1 protein-coding gene is annotated in these 724 nt (G+C 66.2%); it reads right to left on the reverse strand.

What is annotated here, in order from left to right; translation table 11 throughout:
- Positions 1–313: rhomboid family intramembrane serine protease (locus JMF82_RS21870; protein ID WP_201316630.1), on the reverse strand; the 313-nt coding region annotated here is incomplete at its 3' end.
- Positions 314–724 lie beyond the last annotated feature (411 nt).

Genomic DNA, 724 nt, shown 5'->3' on the forward strand with positions numbered 1-724 from the left:
AACCCAAGGCACGCTCGGCAGGAATGCCAAAGATCACCAGGAATAGCAGGTTGCCCAACAGATGCAGCCACGCCAGGTGGATGAACAGCGCCGTGACCAGCCGCAACAGCGCTGGATCGTGCAGCTGCGGAAGAATGGGTTGCTTCGCGTCGAAGATATTCGCCGGCACCGTGCCCCACTCCAGCCACATCGACGTGCGCTGGGGCGCCGGCATCAAGGCCAGTCCGACGAAACTGATCACGCATACGATCACCAGCAACGCAGTAGCCCACTGCACGTGCTGGCGACGACGCGTTTCGACATGGACGAACACGGGATGGACGCTCCGTGGGATACCGACCGGATAAGCCTCGCATCATAGGCGATTCACAACGACAGGCGCTGTGCATCGCCGCAGGCCGGCGAAAGGCGTCGACAGCCGATTCCCCGAGACCTCAGGCGGGATGACCTGCCCGGCCGAATAAACCGGCGGCCACGCCGGTGCGCTTGGTCGCGCGCCTGGTTTGCCGATCCGGAATGATCCGCCCGCCGAGCGCCCATGGCGCCCATGGCGCTCATAGCGCGCGAGGCGCACGGGGCTCGCTCCTGTCAAAGCGCGTGCTGTCGTTGCAGCCGCGGAGCTGGTGCGTGATAGCTGTCGCGGAAGCGCGACGACGCGTGATGTGCGCGGTCACGCCGCGCCCGTGTTTCGCGCACCGCGGCGCGGTGGCGGGTCTGCCTCGGA

This window comes from Dyella sp. EPa41 (assembly GCF_016586165.1).
Classification (GTDB): domain Bacteria; phylum Pseudomonadota; class Gammaproteobacteria; order Xanthomonadales; family Rhodanobacteraceae; genus Dyella.